Below are 23,807 nucleotides of genomic sequence, written 5' to 3' on the forward strand. Positions count from 1 at the left end.
CATGCTGTCAATAATTGTTGACAGAATCCTTCCTGCTAATCGAATACTGGCTTATCATCTATCTAATAGCTCATTGTTTTAGGTGAAAGTTCCCATGCGTCTGGAAGTCTTTTGTGAAGACCGTCTTGGTCTGACCCGCGAGTTACTCGATTTGCTGGTGCTTCGTAGCATTGATTTACGCGGTATTGAGATTGACCCCATCGGGCGAATTTACCTTAATTTTGCTGAACTGGAGTTTACCAACTTCAGCAGCCTGATGGCGGAGATCCGCCGCATTTCCGGCGTGACCGATGTCCGTACGGTGCCGTGGATGCCGTCTGAACGCGAGCATCTGGCGCTGAGCGCACTGCTCGAAGCGTTGCCGGAACCCGTCCTCTCTCTGGATATGAAAAGTAAAATAGAGATGGCGAACCCCGCGAGCTGTCAGCTTTTCGCACAAAATCAGGAGCGTATGCGCAATCACACTGCCGCGCAGTTGATCAACGGCTTCAACTTCCAGCGTTGGCTGGAGAGCAACCCGCAGGTCTCTCACAACGAGCATGTGGTGATTAATGGGCAGAACTTCCTGATGGAGATTACCCCGGTTCATTCGCAAGGGGAAAATGACGAGTACATGCTCACGGGCGCTGTCGTTATGTTACGTTCCACCATCCGAATGGGGCGTCAGTTGCAGAATTTGACGACTCAGGATTTGAGCGCGTTTAGCCAGATTATCGCCGTCAGCGCGAAAATGAAGCATGTCGTAGAGCAGGCTCGTAAGCTGGCTACGCTGAGCGCGCCACTGCTGATTACCGGCGATACCGGAACCGGTAAAGATCTCTTCGCCCATGCCTGTCACTTGGCAAGCCCGCGTGCGGCAAAACCGTATCTGGCATTGAACTGCGCCTCCATTCCTGAAGATGCGGTTGAAAGCGAACTGTTTGGTCATGCGCCGGAAGGTAAAAAAGGCTTCTTTGAACAGGCTAACGGGGGTTCGGTGCTGCTGGATGAGATTGGTGAGATGTCGCCACGCATGCAGACCAAATTGCTGCGTTTTCTTAACGACGGCACCTTCCGACGCGTTGGCGAGGATCATGAGGTTCACGTTGATGTCCGGGTGATCTGCGCCACGCAGAAGAATCTGGTGGAACTGGTGCAAAAAGGGCTGTTCCGCGAGGATCTCTACTACCGTCTGAATGTGCTGACGCTCAATCTGCCACCGCTGCGTGATTGCCCGCAGGATATCATGCCGCTCACTGAACTTTTCGTGGCGCGTTTTGCCGATGAGCAGGGGGTGCCGCGTCCGAAACTCTCTGCCGATCTCAGCACCGTATTAATCCGTTATGGCTGGCCGGGCAACGTGCGCCAGCTTAAAAACGCCATCTACCGGGCGCTGACGCAGCTTGAAGGGTACGAACTACGTCCGCAGGATATCTTGCTGCCGGATTACGACGCCACGACCGTTGCCGTTGGTGAAGATGCGATGGAAGGCTCGCTGGATGAGATCACCAGCCGTTTTGAACGTTCCGTGCTGACGCAACTTTATCGCAATTATCCGAGCACGCGCAAACTGGCGAAACGCCTGGGCGTCTCACATACCGCGATTGCCAATAAATTACGTGAATACGGTTTGAATCAGAAGAAAAGCGAAGAGTAGAAACGACACAAGTATTAGAAGCCCGATGAGCGTTGCGCCATCGGGCTTTTTTACCGTCTTACGCTTTCAGCACGTCCAGCGCAGCAGCATAGTCAGGTTCGTTGGTGATTTCGTTCACCAGCTGGCTGAAAATGACGTTGTCGTTTTCATCAATGACCACCACGGCACGCGCCGCCAGACCTTTCAGCGGGCCTTCAGTGATTTCAACGCCGTAGTCTTTCAGGAAGTCAGGATTACGCAGAGTGGAAAGGGTAATGACGTTGCTCAGACCTTCCGCGCCGCAGAAACGAGACTGGGCGAACGGCAGATCCGCAGAAACGCACAGTACGACGGTGTTGTCGATTTCTGTCGCCAGTTGGTTAAACTTACGTACCGATGCCGCACAAACGCCGGTATCAATACTTGGGAAAATATTCAGCACCTTGCGCTTGCCTGCAAACTGAGCCAGTGTGACGTCAGACAGATCTTTTGCCACGAGGGTAAAAGCCTGTGCTTTGCTACCAGCTTGAGGAATGGTGTTGGCGACGGCGACTGGATTGCCCTGAAAATGAACGGTTTGTGACATGGTTATCTTCCTGTTTACATATAGTTAACGTCGTGGCTAGTTTATGCCATCAGCAGTTAACACGGCAAACGCTATTTGTGTTTAATCCACCGCCACGCATCTGCAACGTGAAAAACGGCGAGAAAAGGAGAACCAATGAGATCTGTTAAGGTGTATGAGGAGGCCTGGCCGCTGCACACGCCCTTTGTGATTGCCCGGGGAAGTCGTACCGAAGCGCATGTTGTGGTAGTGGAGCTGGAGGAAGAGGGCGTAAAAGGCGTAGGGGAATGTACGCCTTATCCACGTTATGGCGAAAGCGATGCCTCGGTGCTGGCGCAGATCATGAGTATCGCGCCGCAACTGGAACAGGAGCTGACCCGCGAAGCACTACAAAAATTGCTGCCTGCCGGCGCGGCCAGAAATGCGGTCGATTGCGCGTTGTGGGATCTGAGCGCTCGCCAGCAGCAGCAAACGCTGGCGGAGTTTGTGGCCGTTGAATTGCCCGCTACGCTGACAACAGCACAGACTGTCGTGATCGGTACGCCTGAACAGATGGCGGCCAGCGCGGCGGCACTGTGGGAAAAAGGGGCGAAACTGCTCAAAATTAAGCTGGACGATCGCCTGATCAGTGAACGAATGGTCGCGATTCGCTCCGTCGTGCCTGATGCGACGCTAATTGTGGATGCAAACGAGTCCTGGCGTACAGAGGGGCTGGCGGCGCGATGCCAGCTGCTGGCGGATTTAGGCGTCGCGATGCTGGAACAACCGTTACCTGCGCAGGATGACGCCGCGCTGGAAAATTTTGTTCATCCGCTCCCTATCTGCGCGGATGAAAGTTGCCATACCCGCAGCAGTCTGAAGGCGTTACAGGGGCGCTACGATATGGTCAATATCAAACTGGATAAAACCGGTGGTCTGACGGAAGCGCTGGCGCTGGCCGCCGAAGCCAGAGAACAGGGTTTTGGGCTGATGCTGGGATGTATGCTGTGTACCTCCAGGGCCATTAGCGCAGCGTTGCCGCTGGCCCCACAGGTGCGTTTTGCTGACCTCGATGGCCCCACCTGGCTGGCGGTGGATGTCGAGCCCGCTTTACGGTTTACGACCGGGCAACTTCATCTTTAGGGTGCCAGCGCAGCAGAGTAGACATCGCCATCAGATACTTTTCGCTGGCCTCATCGGATGAGATCGGCGGGAACTCTGCGGTAATACAGTGCAGATTGAGGTCGGCGCACCAGCTTCCAAACGAACCGGGCGTTTCGTAACCTACGCTGGAGACCAGCGGCAGCGCAAATGCCCGGGCCAGCCATTCGCCTAACTCGCTATGTCTGGGATCTTCAATACAGGCGAGAGGATCGTGAAAGGAGACCACCCAGGCAGGATGCACCCGGTGTATCAGTTGACACAGCGCCTGGGTTTCGGGTTCAGACCCCGGATGTTCGCCGGTAAGCAGCACCACATCGCGCTCCTCGGCGCTGCTGTTCCAGCGATAAACCGTCTCACCCGCTTTCCAGTTCGCCGCCGGAAAATTACGGTTCAAATCGACGCCATTGGCATTGGCGCGCAGACCAAGCTGGCAACCGTCCGGGTTCACCGCCAGCACCACATGATGACGGCGGAGTGAAGGATTCAGCGTACGCAGCGCACACGAGAGCGTCACCACCGACGCGTTCTCATCGCCGTGCGTTCCGGCCAGAATCAGGCCGCTTTCGCGATCGGCTGCCGGGGCCGGAAACCAGATCAACGGCGCTCCCAGCAATGAACGCCCATAATGTTCGGTTCCTGGCGGAAATGCGCCGCGCTCGGCACGAGGACGGGTAACGGTCATAAGTGTCTCTGAATGCTGTTGTTATTACTCGCAGTGTTGTGCAAATTGTCCAGATAATCAAATCGTTTTCACGCGTTGTGCGCGCTATGCAATATCCTCCATCTGGCTTCCTGGAAGCGGATGCGTATATCGGGTTAATATCAACTTTCTGTAGGAAGACGTTTGCATTTCCTTCATGCGAAACAAATAATTACGCAGTCATCTAACTTCATCATTTAAGGGCATCTTATGAAGCACTCTGTTTCAGTTACCTGTTGTGCGCTGTTGATTAGCAGCGTCTCCCTGACACACGCTGCGGATGTTCCCGGCGGAACGGTACTGGCAGAGAAGCAAGAACTGGTCCGCCATATTAAAGATGAACCGGCGTCGTTAGATCCGGCAAAAGCGGTTGGGCTGCCGGAGATTCAGGTCATTCGCGATTTGTTTGAAGGTCTGGTGAATCAGAATGAGAAAGGGGAAATCATTCCTGGCGTCGCTACGCGCTGGAAAACCAATGATAACCGGATCTGGACGTTTACCCTGCGCAATAACGCAAAGTGGTCGGACGGCACTCCGGTGACCGCGCAGGATTTTGTCTACAGCTGGCAACGTCTGGTTGATCCGAAAACCCTGTCACCGTTTGCCTGGTTTGCCGCCCTTGCTGGCATTAATAACGCCCAGGCGATTATTGATGGTAAAGCGTCGCCGGATACGCTTGGGGTTAGCGCCGTGGACGCCCGCACGCTAAAAATACAGCTGGATAAACCGCTGCCGTGGTTCGTTAACCTGACCGCCAACTTTGCTTTTTACCCGGTACAGAAAGCTAATGTAGAAAGCGGTAAAGACTGGACGAAGCCCGGAAACCTGATCGGTAATGGCGCCTATGTGTTGAATGATCGCGTGGTTAACGAGAAACTGGTGGTGGTGCCTAATACCCATTACTGGGACAATGCGAAGACGGTGCTGCAAAAAGTGACTTTCCTGCCGATTAATCAGGAGTCGTCAGCGACTAAACGTTATCTGGCTGGCGATATCGATATCACCGAATCTTTCCCGAAAAATCTGTATCAGAAGTTGCTGAAGGATATACCGGGGCAGGTTTATACGCCGCCGCAGTTGGGCACCTATTATTATGCGTTTAACACCCAAAAAGGCCCGACGGCGGATTCCCGCGTTCGTCTGGCGCTGAGCATGACGATTGATCGCCGCATCATGGCGGAAAAAGTGTTAGGAACCGGGGAGAAACCGGCCTGGCGTTTCACCCCGGACGTGACGGCAGGCTTTACTCCCGATCCTTCGCCATTTGAACAAATGAGCCAGGAAGAACTCAATGCTCAGGCGAAAACGTTATTGCTTGCGGCTGGCTATGGCCCGCAGAAACCGCTCAAATTGACGCTGTTATATAACACATCTGAAAATCATCAGAAAATCGCGATTGCGGTCGCCTCGATGTGGAAAAAAAATCTGGGCGTAGAGGTGAAGCTGCAAAACCAGGAATGGAAAACCTATATCGACAGCCGCAACACCGGTAATTTTGATGTTATCCGCGCCTCCTGGGTGGGGGACTACAATGAACCGTCTACTTTCCTGTCATTGTTAACCTCGACCCATACGGGCAATATCTCGCGCTTCAATAACCCGGCCTACGATAAAATCATGACGCAGGCGACAGTAGAAAATACGGCGAAGGCGCGCAATGCGGACTATAACGCGGCAGAGAAAATCCTGATGGAACAGGCGCCGATTGCGCCGATTTACCAGTATACCAACGGACGTTTGATCAAACCGTGGCTGAAAGGTTATCCCATTAATAACCCGGAAGACGTGGCGTATAGTCGGACAATGTATATTGTGAAGCACGACAAATAATATGCAGCAGTGAGCGAAAAGACGCGGAATACCGCGTCTTTTTTAATTTGCGGATTGCGGTGACGCGACGTTATCCAGATAAAGCGTCTGGCTTGGAAACGCAAAATCTGCGCCGTTCGCCTGAACAATGTCGATAATCTTCAGGTAAACATCCTGCTGAACCGCAAGCCAGGCTTCCCATTCGGTGGTTTTGCTAAAGCAATAGACCATGATATTCAGTGATGATTCGCCGAATTCATTGAAATAGACCAGCAGCGTCTGGCGCTGATCGATATCAGGGTGGTTTTGCAGCATCGTTCTGACCGCATCAACAATAACGCCTGTTTTACTGGCATCCTGATACCGTAACCCGATCACCGTTTTAATGCGTCGGTTGGTCATCCTGCCGGGATTCTCCACGCTAATGGCGGAGAAAATCGAATTCGGCACATATAAAGGGCGGTGGTCGAAGGTGTTAATTTTGGTCATTCGCCAGCCGATTTCAGTCACGGTGCCTTCAATATTTCTGTCCGGGGAACGAACCCAGTCGCCAATGCTAAAGGGGCGATCAAAATAGAGCATAATCCCCGAGAAAAAGTTGCTCAGAATGTCCTTACCTGCCATCCCAACAGCGATGCCGCCAATGCCGCCAAAAGTCAGCAACCCGGACAGACTCATGCCAAAGTGTTCGCCATAGAGTAAAACGATGGCGATAATAATGGTGATCTTAATAATGCGAGACAGGATCTTCGCACTGGTGACGTCTCTGCCTTTACCGATCTGTGATTTTTCAAAGCGGTTGATGAGTAAAAACAGTTTTATTGTCAGAATTAGCGCAATCAGAGATGTGCAGATAAAATCGACGGCATTTGGAGAGATGAATTTCAGATCGTAGTTTTCAATAACATTATTGGCGATACTGCCCAGCGTGCCGATGATAAGGGCATAAACGAAGAACTGTACGGCATGAAATATAAATCCTTTTCTTCTTTTCTCGCCACGACGAAACACAATACTCATCAGAAGTAAGGCGGCGCCACTGCCAAAAATTATTGCCAGATTAAACGCGTTTTTGAAAAAAAATTCTGCAATCATTTTGGTCTGTCACTACCCCGTATGGTTGATATAACGCTAAAAGATTCTGAGGTGCAGATATTTTATCCGCTTCGAATGCGCTGGTCATTGATCAAAAAGAATAAGACGTAGCGCATTTTCAGACAGGGACGCGCGATGTGAATATTATGTCACGACTTGTGTGGCAGACAACGGGGGATTGTCATGGTATTGTTACGCGCAAGTAACAGAGCTTTCATCTGCAAAAGGACGATACCATGATCATGACAAAGCTGAAGACAGCAAAGGGGAAGAAATTTCTGTTGGGCCTGCTGGCGGTGTTTATTATTGCGGCATCAGTGGTTACGCGGGCGACTATCGGCGGCGTGATCGAACAGTATGATATTCCGTTGTCCGAGTGGACAACCTCGATGTATTTCATTCAGTCATCAATGATTTGCGTCTACAGTCTGGTTTTCACCATTCTGCTGGCCATTCCGCTGGGGATCTATTTCCTCGGTGGTGAGGACAAACAGTAACGTGAGTGAGCGGCTTCGCCGGGTAGGCATAAGCGCTACCCGGCACGAAAATAGGCTTAATCGTCTTCTTCGTCGTCCAGTTCGACCGGTGTCTGATACTGATCGGGTTTAATGACAAGCAGATCGCAGCGCAAATGGTCGATAACCTGTTCCGCCGTATTGCCCAGGAAGGCCGCAGATATCCCGGTACGACCAACCGTACCCAGTACAACAATACCCGCCTGTAGGTGCTCGGCTAAATCCGGGATAACCTCTTCAGGCAACCCTTTTTCAACATGCGTCACTTTCTCATCAATGCTGAATTTCTGACGTAGCGCCTTCATCGCCAGCAAATGCTGACCGCGAATCGCGTCGTTGTAAACGCTCGGATCAAATTCAGGCAGTTCGATTGCGATATTGATGGGCGTCACGGGGTAGGCGCCAACCAGATGGACTTCGGTGTGGTTCACCTGTTCTGCGAGTTGCAGCGTTTCTTTGACCAGCTTTTCATTCAGCGCATTGTGATAAGGTTCTTCGCTTGCCAGGTTCACGGCCACCAGCGCTTTACCGCCTTCAGGCCACGGTTGGTCCTTGACCATCCATACCGGGCTTGGGCATTTACGCAACAAATGCCAGTCAGTCGGCGTAAAGATTACCGCTTCCAGGCGGTCATGCTGGTGCGCCATTTTGAGCACCAGATCGTGATCGTCGCTGATCACTTCCTGGATAATGGCTTCAAAGGGACGGTTGTGCCAGACCACTTTTATCTCAACGGGAACACCTGCTTCGATGTAGTATTTCGCTTGTTCGCGTATCCAGGCTGTTCGCTGGCTGATGACGCCCTGACGCATCGCGGTACGCTCATCAGGCGAGAGCAGGGTAGTCATTTCATAGGAAAAATCATAGATCGGCAAAAAGGCTTTAATTTTGCCACCAATCCGTTGATGCAAATAAACAGCGCGTCGTAATGCGGGTTGATCGTCCTGGTTTGGGTCGATGACCACCAGCATATTTTGATACATAGCCATACAGGGTCTCCTTACAACTGTCACCGCAGTTTGTAATTAAAAGAGTAACCCATATATGTTGAATGAAACAGGGGGGAACCTTCTGCCAGATCAATAAATCAGGAAAATTTGCTGTTCTATAGGGCAGTGTATTGAATGTAAACAATTTCTATCAGTAAAATCAGACTTCCGGGGCATACCTGGGGTAAATAGCGGCTTAGTAGAGTCTGTAATTAAATCTGTTTGATTCATGAATGCCGCCATAGCGGCATTCTTATCGTTAGTGGGAACCAAGACGGATCAGTTCAACGGGTTCGAACTGGCCTTCACAGCCTTCCACTTCGACGGTTTTGTTGCGGCGTAACTGGGCTGGAGTTAACCCGTTAGAATGTATGGCAACGATTTTACCCGTTCTGCCCGTCCCATTAATCATAACCCGACTGCCATTAGTAATAGGATTATGGTTACGATCATAAGTGATCATGGTTCTTTCTCCTCTTAATATCTGGGTATCAAAAAATCCGCTTAACAATCCGGGCCGCAGTCCAGAAGCGAACGTAATATAAATACACCTTTGTCATAATCTTTTTTTGTTTTTGATCAATGTCACACTTTTTCTATACCCACCAAACCGCTGTTTTCGGGGGGAGTTAAATCAATAATCATTGTAAATGACAAGGTGTTAGAGTTGCCGCAGTTGCGTCGTATGCAAGAACGCAACTGCGGCCAGCTGGCGATCGTTCGATAGTGCGAATATAGAACGGTTGCCAGCCGCTGCGGATTGTACTTTTCCGGCATGATGAATCAATGTGGTTAATCCGAAAACGGCCTGGCAGGGCGTAAACCATGCCAGTGGTGTCCAACTGGAGTGATGGCTATGTATTTGAGATTTCTTTAGCTTATTGACGTGGTGTGATTCCTTCTGTCAAACCAATAAATCAGGAAAATTTAATGATTTAACAGAAGGATAACTGACTTACTTGAGGAAAGATTAAGCAACGTTGCGAGTATGACCAGCAAGCACTGCGAGCGCATCGCTGTTTTCGATGGTGATGTATTTACCTTTCACCGCCAGCATACCGCTTTTCTGGAAACGACCCAGCAGACGGCTGATCGTTTCGACCGTTAAGCCAAGGTAGTTACCGATATCGCCACGGGTCATCGTCAGGCGGAATTCACGCGGAGAGAAACCGCGCTGGGCAAAACGACGGGACAGATTGTAGATAAAGGCTGCCAGACGTTCTTCCGCATTTTTCTTCGACAGTAACAGGATCATATCCTGATCGCCTTTGATCTCGCCGCTCATCAGACGCATCATCTGTTGACGTAGGTTAGGCATCTTACCGGAGAGATCGTCCAGAGTCTCAAACGGGATTTCACATACCATTGAGGTTTCCAGCGCCTGGGCAAAGCTCGGGTGGTGCCCGCTGCCAATCGCGTCAAAGCCGACCAGGTCGCCTGCTAAATGAAAACCAGTGATTTGCTCGTCGCCCTGCTCGGTAATGGTGTAGCTTTTAATCGTACCGGAGCGGATAGCATAGAGCGATTTCAGTTCATCACCTGCTTTAAACAGCGTTTGCCCTTTCTGAATAGGCTTTTTACGCTCGATGATATTATCAAGCTGATCAAGCTCATGTTCGTTAAGTGTGAACGGGATGCAAAGCTGGCTGATACTGCAATCCTGGCAATGGATAGCACAACCGCCAGACTGAATGCGCCGTATAATTCGCTTTTCCGGGATCATAGGTCTGCTCAAGCCGTAATTGATATTTGTCAATTTTAACATCTTTTTGGTGAGCACGTAAGCCTGAGCTACTCCCAATAGAGGATAATTCAGGCATAAGCAGGAGAAATATTTATATCCCTTTGAAAATCCATGCTTTATAAGTGGTTACTTTACATCAAAGTGTGACGGGTAAGGCACAAAATGCCTGGTTTCTACAGCAGCAGATACCCTTCATGGCGTAATAACCACTCTTTTCTCTGCACGCCGCCAGCATATCCCGTCATTGTCCCGTTGCGTCCGATCACGCGATGGCAGGGTACAACGATACTGACCGGGTTAGATCCGTTAGCGGCGCCTACGGCGCGAGCGGCTCCCGGACGGCCTAATTTTTCGGCAAGTTGACCATAATGCATAACCTGACCGCAGGGGATGGTGCGCAGCGCCTGCCATACTTCCCGCTGAAAAGGCGTTCCCCCGGTGGCGGTCTCCAGCGTATCAATGATGCTGAGATTTCCCTCAAAATACGCGGTGAGCTTATCGCTCAGGCCACCCGGATTTTTGGCGGCGATGCGCTCGTATCCCTCTGAACGATAATGTATGTCCAGTAGCTGTTCCATACGGTCGCTGTGTTGCTCCCATTCGACGGCGCGCAGGCGGAATTGCTCATCGCAAATCACCCATAACGGCCCCAGCGGGGTCGCGATATTGTCTTCAAGTAATCTCAGCATCCGTTATCTCTCATTGCAGGCGGGATAATTCCCGGACTTATCAGCAGGTCAACAAGATACCATGCGACCAATATCCGCAACCATACCCCTAAAAAGATAAGCGGGCATAATACGTTTAGCGTCATTGTTTGTTGAAAAAGCGAACAAATAAAGATGCTGAAAAAATGAAGCACGGCAGGAGAATAAAAAACAGGGACTGTCGACATCCGCCAGCCCCTAAAATCTACACAGCAGTGCTTCCTTAACCTTTTCCCGACCTGGTTTTCCCTCAGCGGGTAATAAAGTTATAACGGCTATAAAAGAGATATTCCACTTTCAGGGCATAATTGATTTTACAAAAGCCCCGCTGAAATTGTCGGTTAACGCAGGATAAAACGTGGCTTTACCGGGGATGAAATAGTGAGATGCGCATAGCCAGATAATTGAGCCAGTGTCGTTTATTGGAAATAACTGTAAACCGTTGTCGGTATAATAGCGCGCGGTTATGATAGTGCCTGTCTTAACGCGCTGGAGGAGGAATCATGAACCTTGACGACAAAACGCTGTTTCTTGACGCCATGGAGGATGTCCAACCGTTGAAACGTTGCGCTGATGTACACTGGCAGCCCACACGCAATTCACGGGCGCCGCAGCGTATCGATACGCTCCAGCTCGACAATTTTCTTACCACCGGGTTTCTGGATATTCTTCCTTTGGGCGAACCGCTGGAATTTCGCCGGGAAGGGTTGCAGCAGGGCGTGCTCGACAAACTGCGTTCGGGAAAATACAGCCAGCAGGCGAGTCTCAATTTGCTTCGTCAGCCGGTTGAGGAATGTCGCAAGATGCTGTTTAGCTTCATTTGCCAGGCGCGTCAGGATGGTTTACGCAACGTGCTGATCATTCATGGCAAAGGGCGGGAAGATAACGCGCATGCCAATATTGTGCGCAGTTATGTGGCGCGTTGGCTGACGGAATTTGACGACGTTCAGGCTTACTGTACGGCGCTGCCTCATCATGGCGGCAGCGGAGCGTGTTATGTTGCGTTGCGTAAAACGGCGCAGGCAAAGCAGGAAAACTGGGAGCGTCACGCGAAACGCAGCCGTTAAGGGCGTTCACAGGCTACTTACGGGCAGCCTGTGACGTTTATTACGCCGCCAGCACCCGATTTCTGCCGTCGTTTTTGGCTTTGTACAGGGCATCGTCCACCCGCTTAAATAATTCATCAATACTTTCATTCGATTCGTGCCGTGCGACGCCGATGCTGACGGTAAAACGGGGCAGGCCAGGAATACAGACTTTCGCCACGGCGGCGCGTATTGATTCTGCAAGATTAAGCGCAACCTCCAGCGAGGTTCGCGGCAGCAGCAAGACAAATTCTTCACCGCCCCAGCGAAAGACCAGGTCGCCTTTACGTGCGCAGGCTTCCAGCGTTCGCGACAGAGCGCACAGCACTTCATCGCCTTTCAAATGACCGTATAAATCGTTAATGCTTTTGAAGCGATCGGTATCGATTAGTAGCAGGCTGTAATCCATTGTCATCGACAGATGGGGAGTATGGTTTTGCTCAGTAAGAAGATAAAATTGCCTGCGGTTCAGTAAGCCGGTCAGCGCATCATGCAGGGCAGCGCGTTCCAGCTCCTGTTCCAGCCGTTTTTGCTCGGTAATGTCATGAATGATGCATAACATGAGCTTATCGCCGTAAATCTCAAGGGGACCCGCATAGGTTTGTACGTGCCGGGTGGTGCCGTCAGAGAGTTTATGGACGAAGTTTAAGGGCTTATGACCGCCGGGCAGACGGGCAATCTCATGCATAACAGGTAAGATCTGGCGGCCTAATACGTTGATTTCCCATGTATGTTTCTGGCACATCGCTTCATGGCTGTAGCCATAGAAATTGAGTGCGGCCAGATTGGCATCGACGATCAAACCGTCCCGCGAAGGGTCTATCAACAGCATCGGCGCGGAGTTCGTCAGGAAAAAACGGGCGTAAAACCCTTGTTTTTTACGCTGATAGTTTGCCGAACGGCTGGCCTTGAGACCTTGCGCCGTGGGTGTCTCTATGCCTTCAAAAATAATAACGTCTCCCTGCGTCGACAGGGTTTTAACCGAGAGGCGGCAGGTTAAGGCGATTTCTTTACCATCACGACAGACCGTCAGAATTTCAACAATATCGTGATGGTGGTGTAAATCAGCAACGTACATGCGCAGTTCATTTTGCGCATACGTTGAAAATATCCCCTTTCTGAGACGGCTGAAAGTCTGTTCCTGTGTCAGTTCGCGTGCGGCGGTATTAGCGAAAACTAACTCTTCTGTGTGTGGTAAAACAATCCAGACAGGAAAACTTAATAAATCCAGAGCATTGAGTTCGTGAGCAATCATCGATAATCCCGTTATCTTCACATGCTGTGTTGCCGGTTTATTGGTGAATGGCTTTTTTATTAACAGCTTACAGTGATATGGAGCGTTTTTTCACAAATCGGGAGACAACAATAGACGTGCAGATAAATCTAGCAGGGAACCAGGACAAATCCACGAATGATAAGTTTTTTTTCAATGGTCGATATAAGTGTGAACGAGTAAAAAGGAAGAAAGGTTGATGGCGACTTATATAAACATTACTCAGGCTAATCATTCTGAAAGAGGTTAACCCTTTCCCGTACGACATATTAAAGCTGATGATGCAACACAAGGTTATCGATCTACAGACTAAAATTCATAAATTTCGATTAAGTAAATTATCATCCGTTGAACACCCCATATTGTCTCGTACAACACATTTGCGCCGGTGATGCCGGTGCCTTTCCTGCCATATCGTACTTTTCTGAATCATTTCAGCGCAATGGGATAATGAGGTATTGCTTAACATACGCCGAAGGCTAGACTAACGAAAAAGCGTTGAATGAATGTGGAGGCGTTGTGGAAGCCATCAAGGGATCGGAAGTCAATGTGCCGGATGCCGTTTTTGCCTGGCTACTGGATGGTCGCGGCGGCATTAAACCGCTTGAAAATGACGATATTATCGACAGCCAGCATCCCTGCTGGTTGCATCTCAATTATACCCACCCTGACAGCGCGCAGTGGCTGGCGTCGACGCCTTTGTTACCGAATTCTGTACGCGATGCGCTGGCTGGCGAGAGTTCGCGCCCACGCGTCAGTCGGATGGGGGAAGGCACGCTGATCACCTTACGCTGCATCAACGGCAGTACCGATGAACGCCCTGACCAGCTAGTGGCGATGCGTGTATATATGGATGAACGTTTTATCGTCTCAACGCGACAGCGAAAAGTTCTGGCGCTTGATGAGGTGGTTAGCGACTTGCAGGAAGGGACTGGCCCGTCCGATTGCGGCGGCTGGCTGGTCGACGTGTGTGACGCCCTGACGGATCACGCCAGCGAATTTATCGAGCAATTACACGATAAAATTATCGACCTGGAAGACAATCTGCTCGATCAGCAGATCCCGCCGCGTGGATTCCTGGCGTTACTGCGTAAACAACTGATTGTGATGCGTCGATACATGGCGCCTCAGCGTGATGTTTATGCGCGACTGGCAAGCGAGCGTCTGGCCTGGATGAATGATGATCAGCGGCGTCGAATGCAGGATATCGCGGATCGTCTGGGAAGGGGGCTGGATGAGATCGACGCGTGTATTGCGCGCACGGGCGTGATGGCCGATGAAATCGCGCAAGTCATGCAGGAGTCCTTAGCGCGCAGAACCTATACGATGTCGCTGATGGCGATGGTCTTTCTGCCCAGCACATTTTTAACCGGATTGTTCGGCGTGAATCTCGGGGGAATTCCGGGCGGCGCATGGCATTTTGGATTTTCTATGTTCTGTATTCTGTTAGTTGTCCTGATTGGTGGTGTTACCTTATGGTTGCATCGTAGTAAATGGTTGTAACAACAACGCTTTTCATCGTCCTTTGAGCAGAAAAACGCCGCATAATTTGAGCGAAGTCAATAAACAATCTACCCATTCGGGGCAATATCTCTCTCGCAGGTGAATGCAACGTCAAGCGATGGGCGTTGCGCTCCATATTGTCTTACTTCCTTTTTTGAATTACTGCATAGCACAATTGATTCGTACGACGCCGACTTAGATTAGTCGGCTTTTTTTTGCCTGCGGGATATCAGCGTCTACCCTAAAAGAGTCAATCTGTATGACCGGAGGGTAATATGACCAGCCTGTTCACGTTGTTGCAAATGCAAACGCGCCAGTCGGATTCCGTACCAACCGATCCGGTGCCGATTCCCGATCCTATCCCGCGCCCACAACCTATGCCAGATCCGCCGCCGGATGAAGAACCGATTAAATTGTCGCATCAAGAGCGGAGATCTGCGAGGATACGCGCCTGCTGACTGTGTGTCTTTTACCGCGAGATTAAATTGTGACCGCTTTTTCTACTCTGAATGTCCTGCCTGCCGCCCAACTCGAGAATCTTAACGAGTTGGGTTATCTTGAGATGACGCCTGTCCAGGCCGCTGCGTTACCGGCGATCCTGGCCGGAAAAGATGTGCGCGTGCAGGCAAAAACCGGCAGCGGAAAAACGGCTGCATTTGGTCTCGGGCTTTTACAGCATATTGATGCCAGTCTGTTCCAGACCCAGTCGCTGGTGCTTTGTCCTACGCGCGAACTGGCCGATCAGGTGGCAGGGGAGCTGCGTCGTCTGGCGCGTTTTCTGCCTAATACCAAAATCCTGACGTTGTGCGGCGGGCAACCTTTCGGCGCGCAGCGAGACTCTCTCCAGCATGCGCCGCACATTATTGTCGCGACGCCGGGTCGCCTGCTTGACCATCTGCAAAAAGGCACCGTTTCTCTGGATGCCCTGCAAACGCTGGTGATGGATGAAGCCGACAGGATGCTGGATATGGGCTTTAGCGACGCTATTGACGAGGTGATTCGCTTTGCGCCGTCACGCCGTCAGACTCTGCTGTTTTCCGCCACCTGGCCTGAGGCCATCGCGGCGATCAGCGGTCGGGTTCAGCAAAATCCACTGACGATTGAAATTGATTCGGTGGACGCGCTGCCATCTATCGAGCAGCAGTTTTTTGAAACATCTTCGCAGGGGAAAATCCCGCTGCTGCAAAAGCTGCTGAGCCAGCATCAGCCTGCGTCATGCGTTGTTTTCTGTAATACCAAAAAAGATTGTCAGGCGGTTTGTGATGCACTCAATTCTGTCGGGCAGAGCGCATTATCGCTGCATGGCGACCTTGAGCAGCGCGATCGTGACCAGACGCTGGTTCGTTTTGCTAACGGTAGCGCACGCGTACTGGTAGCGACGGACGTCGCCGCGCGTGGGCTGGATATCAAGTCGCTGGAGCTGGTCGTAAACTTCGAACTGGCGTGGGACCCGGAGGTTCACGTACACCGTATTGGTCGTACCGCCCGTGCAGGCAACAGCGGTCTGGCGATCAGTTTTTGCGCGCCGGAAGAGGCGCAGCGCGCCAATATCCTGTCTGAAATGTTGCAGCTTAAACTGAACTGGCTGACGCCGCCGGGCAACGTTCCGGTTGCACCGCTGGAAGCTGAAATGGCGACGCTGTGCATTGATGGCGGTAAAAAGGCAAAAATGCGCCCGGGCGACGTGCTGGGAGCATTAACGGGAGATATTGGTCTGGATAGCGCTGATATTGGCAAAATTACCGTACATCCGGCCCATGTCTATGTGGCGGTTCGCCAGCCTGTGGCGCAGAAAGCCTGGAAGCAATTGCAGAACGGAAAGATAAAAGGGAAGAACTGTCGGGTTCGTTTATTGAAATAAATGCCCGTTGGCGCTCCGCTTATCCGGCCTACAGGTGCTTATGCGCATCGTAGGCCGGATAAGACGTTTACGTCGCCATCCGGCTGAGTCAGAAATTACTTCACTTCCACGACGTTCAGACGCAGTTCATCCAGTTGGTTATCGTCTTCCTCTGGCTGCCAGCCTGCGGGTTGCAGAGGGATCTCTTCGCGGTCAAAGGCTAAATCACCACCGTCTACTACGTCGGAATTATGATTAATGCCTTTGAAATCAAAAAGATTAATGTCGCTCAGATGAGAAGGCACCACGTTCTGCATCGCGCTGAACATGGTTTCAATACGCCCTGGATAACGCTTATCCCAGTCGCGCAGCATGTCGGCGATGACCTGGCGTTGCAGGTTTGGCTGCGACCCGCACAGGTTGCACGGAATAATAGGGAACGCTTTGGCTTCTGAAAAACGCTCAATATCTTTCTCGCGGCAGTAGGCCAGCGGGCGGATAACGATGTGTTTGCCATCATCGCTCATCAGCTTCGGCGGCATCCCTTTCATTTTCCCGCCGTAGAACATGTTCAGGAATAACGTTTGCAGGATATCGTCGCGGTGGTGGCCTAACGCAATTTTGGTCGCACCCAGTTCTGTTGCGGTGCGGTAGAGAATACCGCGGCGCAGTCGGGAGCACAGAGAGCAGGTCGTTTTGCCTTCAGGAATTTTCTCTTTAACGATCCCATAGGTGTTTTCTTCAACGATCTTATACTCTACGCCCAGGTTCTCAAGATATTCCGGCAGAATGTGTTCGGGAAAACCCGGTTGCTTCTGGTCAAGGTTAACGGCGACCAGTGAAAAGTTGACGGGTGCGCTTTGCTGCAAATTACGCAGAATTTCCAGCATGGTATAGCTGTCTTTCCCACCGGAAAGGCACACCATGATGCGATCGCCTTCTTCGATCATATTGAAGTCAGCAATCGCTTCGCCCACGTTACGACGCAGACGCTTTTGTAATTTGTTCAGGTTGTACTGTTCTTTCTTGCTAATATCTTGATTTTGCGACATTTAATAGAGGCTCAATTCATTGTGTGGCATCAGAAAAGTATGCATCACGCCGGAAAGACCGGCAAAAGAAATCTGATATAAAAACTGTGGCGTGTATGGTACGGATTGGCGAGAAGAATGTCAGCACATTTATACCCGTTATACCTCAGGTTGCAGGTAAGCGCGTGCAGGGTTGAAAAGTGGATATGAAAAGCCCGCAACGGCGTGCGGGCTGATCCGTTTAGCGAACCACCAGGACGGAACATTCGGCATGGCGTACGACCGCTGCGGCGTTGGAGCCCAGCAGATACGTGGTGATGTCCGGGCGGTGAGAAGCAATAATCACCATGTCTGCCGGTAATTTTTTAGCCATTTCCAGAATTTTATCTTTCGGAGAACCCTCCGCGATATGAATCTGTACTCTGTCGGCAGGAATACTGAACTTCTTGATAATCTCTTCCAGTTGAGATTTTGCTTCGGCTTTCAGATCGTCCATAGCCGGTAACTCTGCTGAGTAGGCCAGGCCTAAAGAGGCGTAATAGGGCAGTGACGGAATAACGGTCAGGAAATGGACCTCTGCGTCATCTATTTTTGCCTCGGCTTCAACATGGGTGATAACGCGTTGAGTTAATTCTGAATCTGAAATATCGATGGGCACAAGAATCGTTCTGCTCATAAAACCTCCTGTTTAAGTATCCGATTAAAGTTTAACCCTTAATGGCACTTTATGTACAATGACAGGAGTCACATTTTAGCGTGAGTTTGGTTTCTGCTCTGGAAATTTCCCTTTGATCACGCCGTCATAAAAGCGGCCTTTAGAAACCACGACAAGAAAATCACGAAAAATACGCGACGGGACGCCGAGATATTGCAGAGTACCGGTTCGATGAAAACGAATTTCCAGCGTGCTGGAGGTTTCGTCATAGCCGACGGATGCAATACGGGATGATTTAACGGGATGATGGTTCATTGCCGGCGTCCTCTACAGCAGATCTTTATGCAATATATCATCTATCAATGGAGAGTTTTAGCGCAACAAATATATTGTTTTAGTATAGATAAAACACTGTTGTTATGAGAAAAGCCCGCCGTTGCCAGCGGGCTGACGGACTTAGAACTGGTAAACCATACCCAGAGCAACGACGTCGTCGGTAGACATATCGTTGCGAGTGTAGAAGCTGTCATCTTCATCCAGCAGGTTGATTTTGTAATCAACATAAGTGGAGAAGTTTTTGTTGAAGTAGTAGGTCGCGCCTACGTCAGCATATTTAACCAGGTCTTTATCTTCACCGCCGGCCAGATCCTTACCTTTAGACATCAGGAAAGATACGGCAGGACGCAGACCGAAGTCGAACTGGTACTGCGCTGTAACTTCAAAGTTCTGGGTTTTGTTGGCAATGGTGTTATCACTGCCGTTTGAGCCACCGTAAGGAGTCATATTACGGGTTTCAGAATACATGGTCGCCAGATAGATGTTGTTAGCGTCATATTTCAGGCCAGCAGTCCACGCATCTGCTTTATCACCGCCAGCAGTAGAGTGATTTGCTTGCTGATTCGTTCGGTCGGAAGTGGTATATGCCGCACCGAAGCTGACGCCCATACCCAGATCGTAAGTTGAGGAGATACCGAAGCCGTCACCGTTGGAGTTTTTCACATCGCGGTCGCCGCCGTTGCCCGTACCTTCCTGCTCGTTGGTAACCTGGTTTTCATTCGCACCCTGATATTGCAGCGCAAAGCTCAGACCATCCACCAGACCGAAGAAGTCGGTATTACGGTAGGTTGCTACGCCGTTAGCACGGCCGGTCATGAAGTTGTCTGCTTTGGTATAAGAGTCGCCGCCGAATTCTGGCAGCATATCGGTCCAGCCTTCCACGTCGTACAGTACGCCGTAGTTACGGCCGTAGTCGAATGAACCATAGTCACCGACTTTAATACCTGCGAATGCCAGACGAGTCCAGGAGTCACCTTTATCACCTTCGGTACCGTTAGCCTGAACCTGATATTCCCACTGGCCGTAACCCGTGATCATATCGTTAACCTGAGTTTCACCTTTGAAACCCATACGCATGTATGTTTGATCGCCGTCAGAATTTGCGTCATCAGAGAAATAATGCAGACCGTCTACTTTGCCATAGAGATCTAATTTATTGCCGTCTTTATTATAAACTTCAGCGGCGTGGGCCGCGCCTGCTGCTAACAGGGCAGGGATTACGAGAGCCAGTACTTTTCTTTTCATTGAAATAACCCTTTAGTTTTTTTATTTACCTGTGACTCCCCATAAGGGAAGTGAAATCATGCTAAAGGAGAAGTTCCGTAAAGAGATAAATATGAATTGTTACGTCTTAAGTAAAATCTTAATTAAATAATTCTACAGAAATGATGATAATTGACATGAATGTTTTTTAATAAAACATATAAAATAAAAATTATACAATTTAATTTTGTTGCGATATTCTGCGCGGGTTATATGCCTTTATTGTCACATTTTGCTTTTTTCGTTGGGCCATTGCGATAAGTACTGATCTTCCAGCGAATGAATTGACAAGCCCGAACCAAGGTTCGGGCTTTTTTTCGTCCTGACGAATACTCAAACAGCCGTATTATTCAGCACCGCTCTTTTCCGCTTTGCCTGCCAGTTGAGCAAGGAAGTCATAGCGTTTTTGCAGATCCGCCGTCGCATCCTTCCAGAGCTGTTCAGCAACGTCTGGCTGCTGTGCATTCAGGCGGCGGAAGCGTTGCTCGTTGAGCAGCGTCTCTGCCAGCGCGTCTGACGGTGGACGGGAGTCCAGCGCCAGCGGCAGTTTACCCTCATCGGCGCGACGCGGGTCAAAGCGGTACAGCGGCCAGAAGCCGGTAGCCGTTAACTGACGCATCTGATCGTGGCTCAGCGCCAGGTCGTAGCCGTGTTCTTCACATGGGCTGTAGGCAATGATCAGCGATGGCCCCGGATACGCTTCCGCTTCCTGGATTGCTTTCACCGTCTGGTTTAACTGCGCGCCCAGCGAGATCTGCGCGACATACACATGACCGTACATCATCATGCTCACACCCAGATCCTTACGCGCTTTGCGCTTGCCGTGTTCGCCAAACTTCGTGACCGCGCCAAGTGGCGTCGCCTTCGACGCCTGTCCGCCGGTATTGGAATAACACTGCGTGTCCAGAACCAGAATATTGACGTTCTCGGTCAGGCTCAGCACATGATCCAGACCGCCAAAGCCAATATCGTAGGCCCAGCCGTCACCGCCAATCAGCCAGATTGATTTCTCAATCAGCGCATCGGCATCGGTTAACAGTTCATGCGCGCCGTCGACATCTTTCAGATGCTGGCGTAATGCGGCGACCTGTTCACGACGAACTTCCGGCGTCGCTTCGGCGTGCAATGCGTCGTTTAAATCCGTTGGGATGCGATCGGCGAACTGTTCCAGCAGGCGCATGACGCGCACACGATGTTGATCAACCGTCAGGCGAAAGCCCAGACCGAATTCGGCGTTATCTTCAAACAGCGAGTTCGCCCATGCGGGGCCGCGACCGTTGGCATCGGTGGTGTAAGGCGTTGAAGGCAGATTACCGCCATAAATAGAAGAACAGCCGGTCGCGTTGGCAATTAACATGCGGTCGCCATACAGCTGGGTCAGCAGCTTGATATACGGAGTTTCACCACAACCGGAGCAGGCGCCGGAGTATTCGAACAGCGGCGTGATCAGTTGAGAGGTGCGAATATCAATACGTTCCAGCTTGCTCTTGTCGATTTCCGGCAGATTGAGGAAGAAGTCATAATTCACTTTTTCTTCTTCGACATGCTCAAGGCGAGACATCATGTTGATGGCCTTGATTTCAGGGTTCTGGCGGTCTTTCGCCGGGCAAACTTCAACACACAGGTTACAACCCGTGCAGTCTTCCGGCGCCACCTGCAATACGTATTTTTGACCACGCATATCGCGTGATTTCACATCCAGCGAGTGCAGACTGGCCGGGGCGTTCTCCATTGCTTCCGGCGAAACCACTTTAGCGCGGATCGCCGAGTGCGGGCAGGCGGCGACACAGTGGTTACACTGGGTACACAGCTCTTCTTTCCAGATAGGGATCTCTTCGGCGATGTTGCGTTTTTCCCAACGGGTCGTCCCCATCGGCCAGGTGCCGTCTGGCGGCAACGCCGAAACGGGCAGGGCGTCACCAAGCCCGGCGAGCATGGCGGCTGTAACCGTTTTAACGAAATCGGGCGCTGCGTCAGACACCACCGGAGGACGATTTGCGCTGTGCGGGTCCACCGCCTGCAACGGAACTTCTGTTACCGATTCGCGCGCCAGCGCCAGCGCCTGCCAGTTACGCTCAACCAGCTCCTGGCCTTTACTGCTGTAGCTTTTCGCTATCGCCCCCTGCAATTCCGCCAGCGCGCTATCGCCAGGCAGAATCTGCGTCAGGTGGAAGAAGGCCATCTGCATCACGGTATTAATACGTGCCGCCAGTCCGCATTCGCGGGCGATTTTAGCCGCGTTAATCACAAAGAACCGCGCTTTTTTCTGGTTCAGCACCGCCTGAACTTCCTGCGGCAGACGTGCCCAGACTTCATCTGCGTTGTACGGCGTATTGAGCAGGAAAATACCGCCTGGTTTCAGACGTTCCGCCATCTGATACTTATCAATAAACTGCAACTGGTGGCAGCCGACAAAATCAGCCTGCGCCACCAGGTAAGCGGAACGAATCGGCTGCTCGCTGACGCGCAGGTGAGAGACCGTCAGCCCGCCAGCTTTCTTCGAGTCATAGACGAAGTAACCCTGTGCATACCACGGCGTGGAGTTACCAATAATCTTGATGTTGTTTTTGGTTGCAGAAACGCTGCCGTCGCTGCCCAGACCGTAAAATAGTGCTTCCAGTTTCGCTGTACCGGGCAGGGTGTTTTCCGGCAGGGGCAGAGACAGATTAGTGACATCATCATAGATGCCAACCGTGAAGCGGGATTTGGGTCTGGCGCTCGCCAGTTCGTTGAAAACAGCCAGCACGCAATCGGGGCCAAACTCTTTTGAGGAGAGACCATAGCGCCCGCCGATCACCCGCGGTAAGGTTTCTCTCTCGCCGCTGTTGAATGCCTCCGCCAGCGCGGTCATCGCATCCAGATACAGCGGTTCGGCCTGCGCGCCAGGCTCTTTGGTGCGATCCAGTACGGCGACGGTACGTACGGTTTCCGGCAGCGCCTGTAATAAATGTTTCGCTGAGAACGGACGGAACAGACGGACTTTCAGTACGCCCACTTTTTCGCCGCGCGCCAGTAGCTCGTCCACCACTTCCTCACAGGTGCCGATTGCGGAACCCATCAGAATAATGACGCGTTCCGCCTGCGGATGGCCATAGTATTCAAACGGCTTGTACTGGCGACCGGTGGCCCCGGCGAAATCATTCATTGCCTGTTCAACGTGGTCATAAACCGCGTTGTACCACGGGTTCGTGGCTTCACGGGACTGGAAGTAGGTATCCGGGTTGGCAGACGTGCCGCGAATCACCGGATGTTCAGGATTGAGCGCGCGGGAGCGGTGCGCGTCAATTTCAGCCTGCGGCATCAGTTTCAGAATGGTGTCATCCGCCAGCGGCACAATTTTATTGATTTCATGCGAGGTGCGGAAACCATCAAAGAAATGAATAAATGGCACGCGGCTTTTCAGCGTGGCAATCTGCGAAATGAGCGCGAAATCCTGCGCTTCCTGAACGCTACCGGCGCTCAGCATGGCGCAGCCGGTCTGGCGAACCGCCATCACATCAGAGTGATCGCCAAAAATAGACAAGGCATGAGTAGCAATGGTGCGTGCGGCGACGTGGAGTACAAACGGCGTGAGCTGTCCCGCCAGTTTGTACAACGTTGGGATCATCAGCAGCAGGCCCTGAGATGAGGTAAATGAGGTCGAGAGTGCGCCGGTCTGTAATGCCCCGTGAACGGTGGCGATGGCGCCGCCTTCCGACTGCATTTCTACGACGCGAGGGGTATCGCCCCAGACGTTCTTAAGCCCGTTTCCGGCCCAGGCATCCGCCTGCTCAGCCATTGTCGAACTGGGCGTAATTGGGTAGATGGCGATAACTTCGCTGGTACGGAATGCGACCGAAGCAACCGCGCCATTACCGTCAATAGTGATCATATGACACCCTTACATTGCACAAAAAGAGGGACTCGCGAAACATCGGCGGGCCCTGATAGTTATCTCTC

General features: G+C 51.4%; 21 protein-coding genes. 8 read left to right on the forward strand and 13 right to left on the reverse strand.

Features of this window, described 5'->3' with window-relative positions; translation table 11 throughout:
• Positions 1 to 94: 94 nt before the first annotated feature.
• Positions 95 to 1,636, forward strand: coding sequence for a transcriptional regulator TyrR (gene tyrR, locus OGX81_RS20290; protein WP_104868616.1), 1,542 nt, complete (start codon positions 95 to 97; stop codon positions 1,634 to 1,636).
• Between the two features lie 58 nt (positions 1,637 to 1,694).
• On the opposite strand, the gene tpx is transcribed toward tyrR, so the two are convergent.
• A complete protein-coding gene (gene tpx, locus OGX81_RS20295) occupies positions 1,695 to 2,201 on the reverse strand; it encodes a thiol peroxidase (protein WP_012132276.1) in 507 nt (168 codons plus the stop codon).
• A gap of 135 nt (positions 2,202 to 2,336) precedes the next feature.
• Here tpx and ycjG point away from each other — a divergent pair, with 135 nt between their 5' ends.
• Positions 2,337 to 3,302 (forward strand): L-Ala-D/L-Glu epimerase, encoded by a 966-nt coding sequence (gene ycjG, locus OGX81_RS20300; RefSeq protein WP_104868617.1) that lies wholly within the window; start codon positions 2,337 to 2,339, stop codon positions 3,300 to 3,302.
• On the opposite strand, the gene mpaA is transcribed toward ycjG, so the two are convergent.
• Entirely contained in the window at positions 3,277 to 4,005 is a 729-nt protein-coding gene (gene mpaA, locus OGX81_RS20305; RefSeq protein WP_104868618.1) for a murein tripeptide amidase MpaA, read from the reverse strand. The two genes, ycjG and mpaA, sit on opposite strands and share 26 nt — an antisense overlap.
• Positions 4,006 to 4,233: 228 nt before the next feature.
• Here mpaA and OGX81_RS20310 point away from each other — a divergent pair, with 228 nt between their 5' ends.
• On the forward strand, positions 4,234 to 5,853 hold the full coding sequence (locus tag OGX81_RS20310; protein ID WP_012132280.1) for a peptide ABC transporter substrate-binding protein: 1,620 nt from the start codon (positions 4,234 to 4,236) through the stop codon (positions 5,851 to 5,853).
• Positions 5,854 to 5,895: 42 nt separating this feature from the next.
• Here OGX81_RS20310 and OGX81_RS20315 read toward each other — a convergent pair whose 3' ends face one another.
• On the reverse strand, positions 5,896 to 6,927 hold the full coding sequence (locus tag OGX81_RS20315) for a mechanosensitive ion channel family protein (RefSeq protein ID WP_104868619.1): 1,032 nt from the start codon (positions 6,925 to 6,927) through the stop codon (positions 5,896 to 5,898).
• Between the two features lie 236 nt (positions 6,928 to 7,163).
• Between OGX81_RS20315 and OGX81_RS20320 the strand changes: the two genes are divergently transcribed.
• On the forward strand, positions 7,164 to 7,424 hold the full coding sequence (locus tag OGX81_RS20320; RefSeq protein WP_012132282.1) for a DUF2534 family protein: 261 nt from the start codon (positions 7,164 to 7,166) through the stop codon (positions 7,422 to 7,424).
• A 56-nt stretch (positions 7,425 to 7,480) separates the two neighbouring features.
• Here OGX81_RS20320 and uspE read toward each other — a convergent pair whose 3' ends face one another.
• The 4 genes from uspE to ogt all read right to left on the reverse strand — a co-directional run bounded on the left by uspE (position 7,481) and on the right by ogt (position 10,864).
• Positions 7,481 to 8,431: a universal stress protein UspE gene (gene uspE / locus OGX81_RS20325; protein WP_012132283.1), complete on the reverse strand. Its 951-nt coding sequence runs from the start codon at positions 8,429 to 8,431 to the stop codon at positions 7,481 to 7,483.
• Positions 8,432 to 8,690: 259 nt separating this feature from the next.
• Positions 8,691 to 8,894 carry a putative selenium delivery protein YdfZ gene (ydfZ, locus tag OGX81_RS20330; RefSeq protein WP_024130312.1) on the reverse strand — a complete coding sequence of 68 codons (204 nt, stop codon included), beginning with the start codon at positions 8,892 to 8,894 and terminating at the stop codon, positions 8,691 to 8,693.
• A gap of 507 nt (positions 8,895 to 9,401) precedes the next feature.
• A complete protein-coding gene (gene fnr / locus OGX81_RS20335; RefSeq protein ID WP_003020397.1) occupies positions 9,402 to 10,154 on the reverse strand; it encodes a fumarate/nitrate reduction transcriptional regulator Fnr in 753 nt (250 codons plus the stop codon).
• Between the two features lie 194 nt (positions 10,155 to 10,348).
• Positions 10,349 to 10,864 carry a methylated-DNA--[protein]-cysteine S-methyltransferase gene (gene ogt, locus OGX81_RS20340; protein ID WP_012132287.1) on the reverse strand — a complete coding sequence of 172 codons (516 nt, stop codon included), beginning with the start codon at positions 10,862 to 10,864 and terminating at the stop codon, positions 10,349 to 10,351.
• A 521-nt stretch (positions 10,865 to 11,385) separates the two neighbouring features.
• Between ogt and smrA the strand changes: the two genes are divergently transcribed.
• A complete protein-coding gene (gene smrA / locus OGX81_RS20345) occupies positions 11,386 to 11,949 on the forward strand; it encodes a DNA endonuclease SmrA (RefSeq protein WP_012132289.1) in 564 nt (187 codons plus the stop codon).
• Between the two features lie 40 nt (positions 11,950 to 11,989).
• On the opposite strand, the gene OGX81_RS20350 is transcribed toward smrA, so the two are convergent.
• Positions 11,990 to 13,222 (reverse strand): sensor domain-containing diguanylate cyclase, encoded by a 1,233-nt coding sequence (locus OGX81_RS20350; protein ID WP_104868621.1) that lies wholly within the window; start codon positions 13,220 to 13,222, stop codon positions 11,990 to 11,992.
• A gap of 537 nt (positions 13,223 to 13,759) precedes the next feature.
• On the opposite strand from OGX81_RS20350, the gene zntB reads away from it, so the two are divergent.
• From zntB to dbpA, 3 genes are all read left to right on the forward strand, one after another.
• The gene (gene zntB / locus OGX81_RS20355; protein ID WP_012132292.1) at positions 13,760 to 14,743 is read left to right on the forward strand and encodes a zinc transporter ZntB; all 984 of its coding nucleotides are present in this window, start codon (positions 13,760 to 13,762) and stop codon (positions 14,741 to 14,743) included.
• Positions 14,744 to 15,018: 275 nt separating this feature from the next.
• A complete protein-coding gene (gene ynaL / locus OGX81_RS20360; RefSeq protein WP_072025335.1) occupies positions 15,019 to 15,201 on the forward strand; it encodes a proline-rich small protein YnaL in 183 nt (60 codons plus the stop codon).
• Between the two features lie 29 nt (positions 15,202 to 15,230).
• The gene (gene dbpA, locus OGX81_RS20365) at positions 15,231 to 16,604 is read left to right on the forward strand and encodes an ATP-dependent RNA helicase DbpA (protein ID WP_104868622.1); all 1,374 of its coding nucleotides are present in this window, start codon (positions 15,231 to 15,233) and stop codon (positions 16,602 to 16,604) included.
• Positions 16,605 to 16,699: 95 nt separating this feature from the next.
• Here the strand turns inward: dbpA and ttcA are convergent, their stop codons facing one another.
• From ttcA to nifJ, 5 genes are all read right to left on the reverse strand, one after another.
• Positions 16,700 to 17,635 (reverse strand): tRNA 2-thiocytidine(32) synthetase TtcA, encoded by a 936-nt coding sequence (gene ttcA / locus OGX81_RS20370; protein ID WP_104868623.1) that lies wholly within the window; start codon positions 17,633 to 17,635, stop codon positions 16,700 to 16,702.
• A gap of 220 nt (positions 17,636 to 17,855) precedes the next feature.
• On the reverse strand, positions 17,856 to 18,290 hold the full coding sequence (uspF, locus tag OGX81_RS20375) for a universal stress protein UspF (protein WP_012132296.1): 435 nt from the start codon (positions 18,288 to 18,290) through the stop codon (positions 17,856 to 17,858).
• Between the two features lie 75 nt (positions 18,291 to 18,365).
• Positions 18,366 to 18,584, reverse strand: coding sequence for a KTSC domain-containing protein (locus tag OGX81_RS20380; protein ID WP_012132297.1), 219 nt, complete (start codon positions 18,582 to 18,584; stop codon positions 18,366 to 18,368).
• Between the two features lie 141 nt (positions 18,585 to 18,725).
• Positions 18,726 to 19,850 (reverse strand): porin OmpC, encoded by a 1,125-nt coding sequence (gene ompC / locus OGX81_RS20385; RefSeq protein WP_104868624.1) that lies wholly within the window; start codon positions 19,848 to 19,850, stop codon positions 18,726 to 18,728.
• A gap of 364 nt (positions 19,851 to 20,214) precedes the next feature.
• Positions 20,215 to 23,739: a pyruvate:ferredoxin (flavodoxin) oxidoreductase gene (gene nifJ / locus OGX81_RS20390; RefSeq protein WP_104868625.1), complete on the reverse strand. Its 3,525-nt coding sequence runs from the start codon at positions 23,737 to 23,739 to the stop codon at positions 20,215 to 20,217.
• Positions 23,740 to 23,807: the final 68 nt, after the last annotated feature.

The organism is Citrobacter sp. CK206, from assembly GCF_030333125.1.
GTDB classification, from domain to species: domain Bacteria; phylum Pseudomonadota; class Gammaproteobacteria; order Enterobacterales; family Enterobacteriaceae; genus Citrobacter_B; species Citrobacter_B koseri.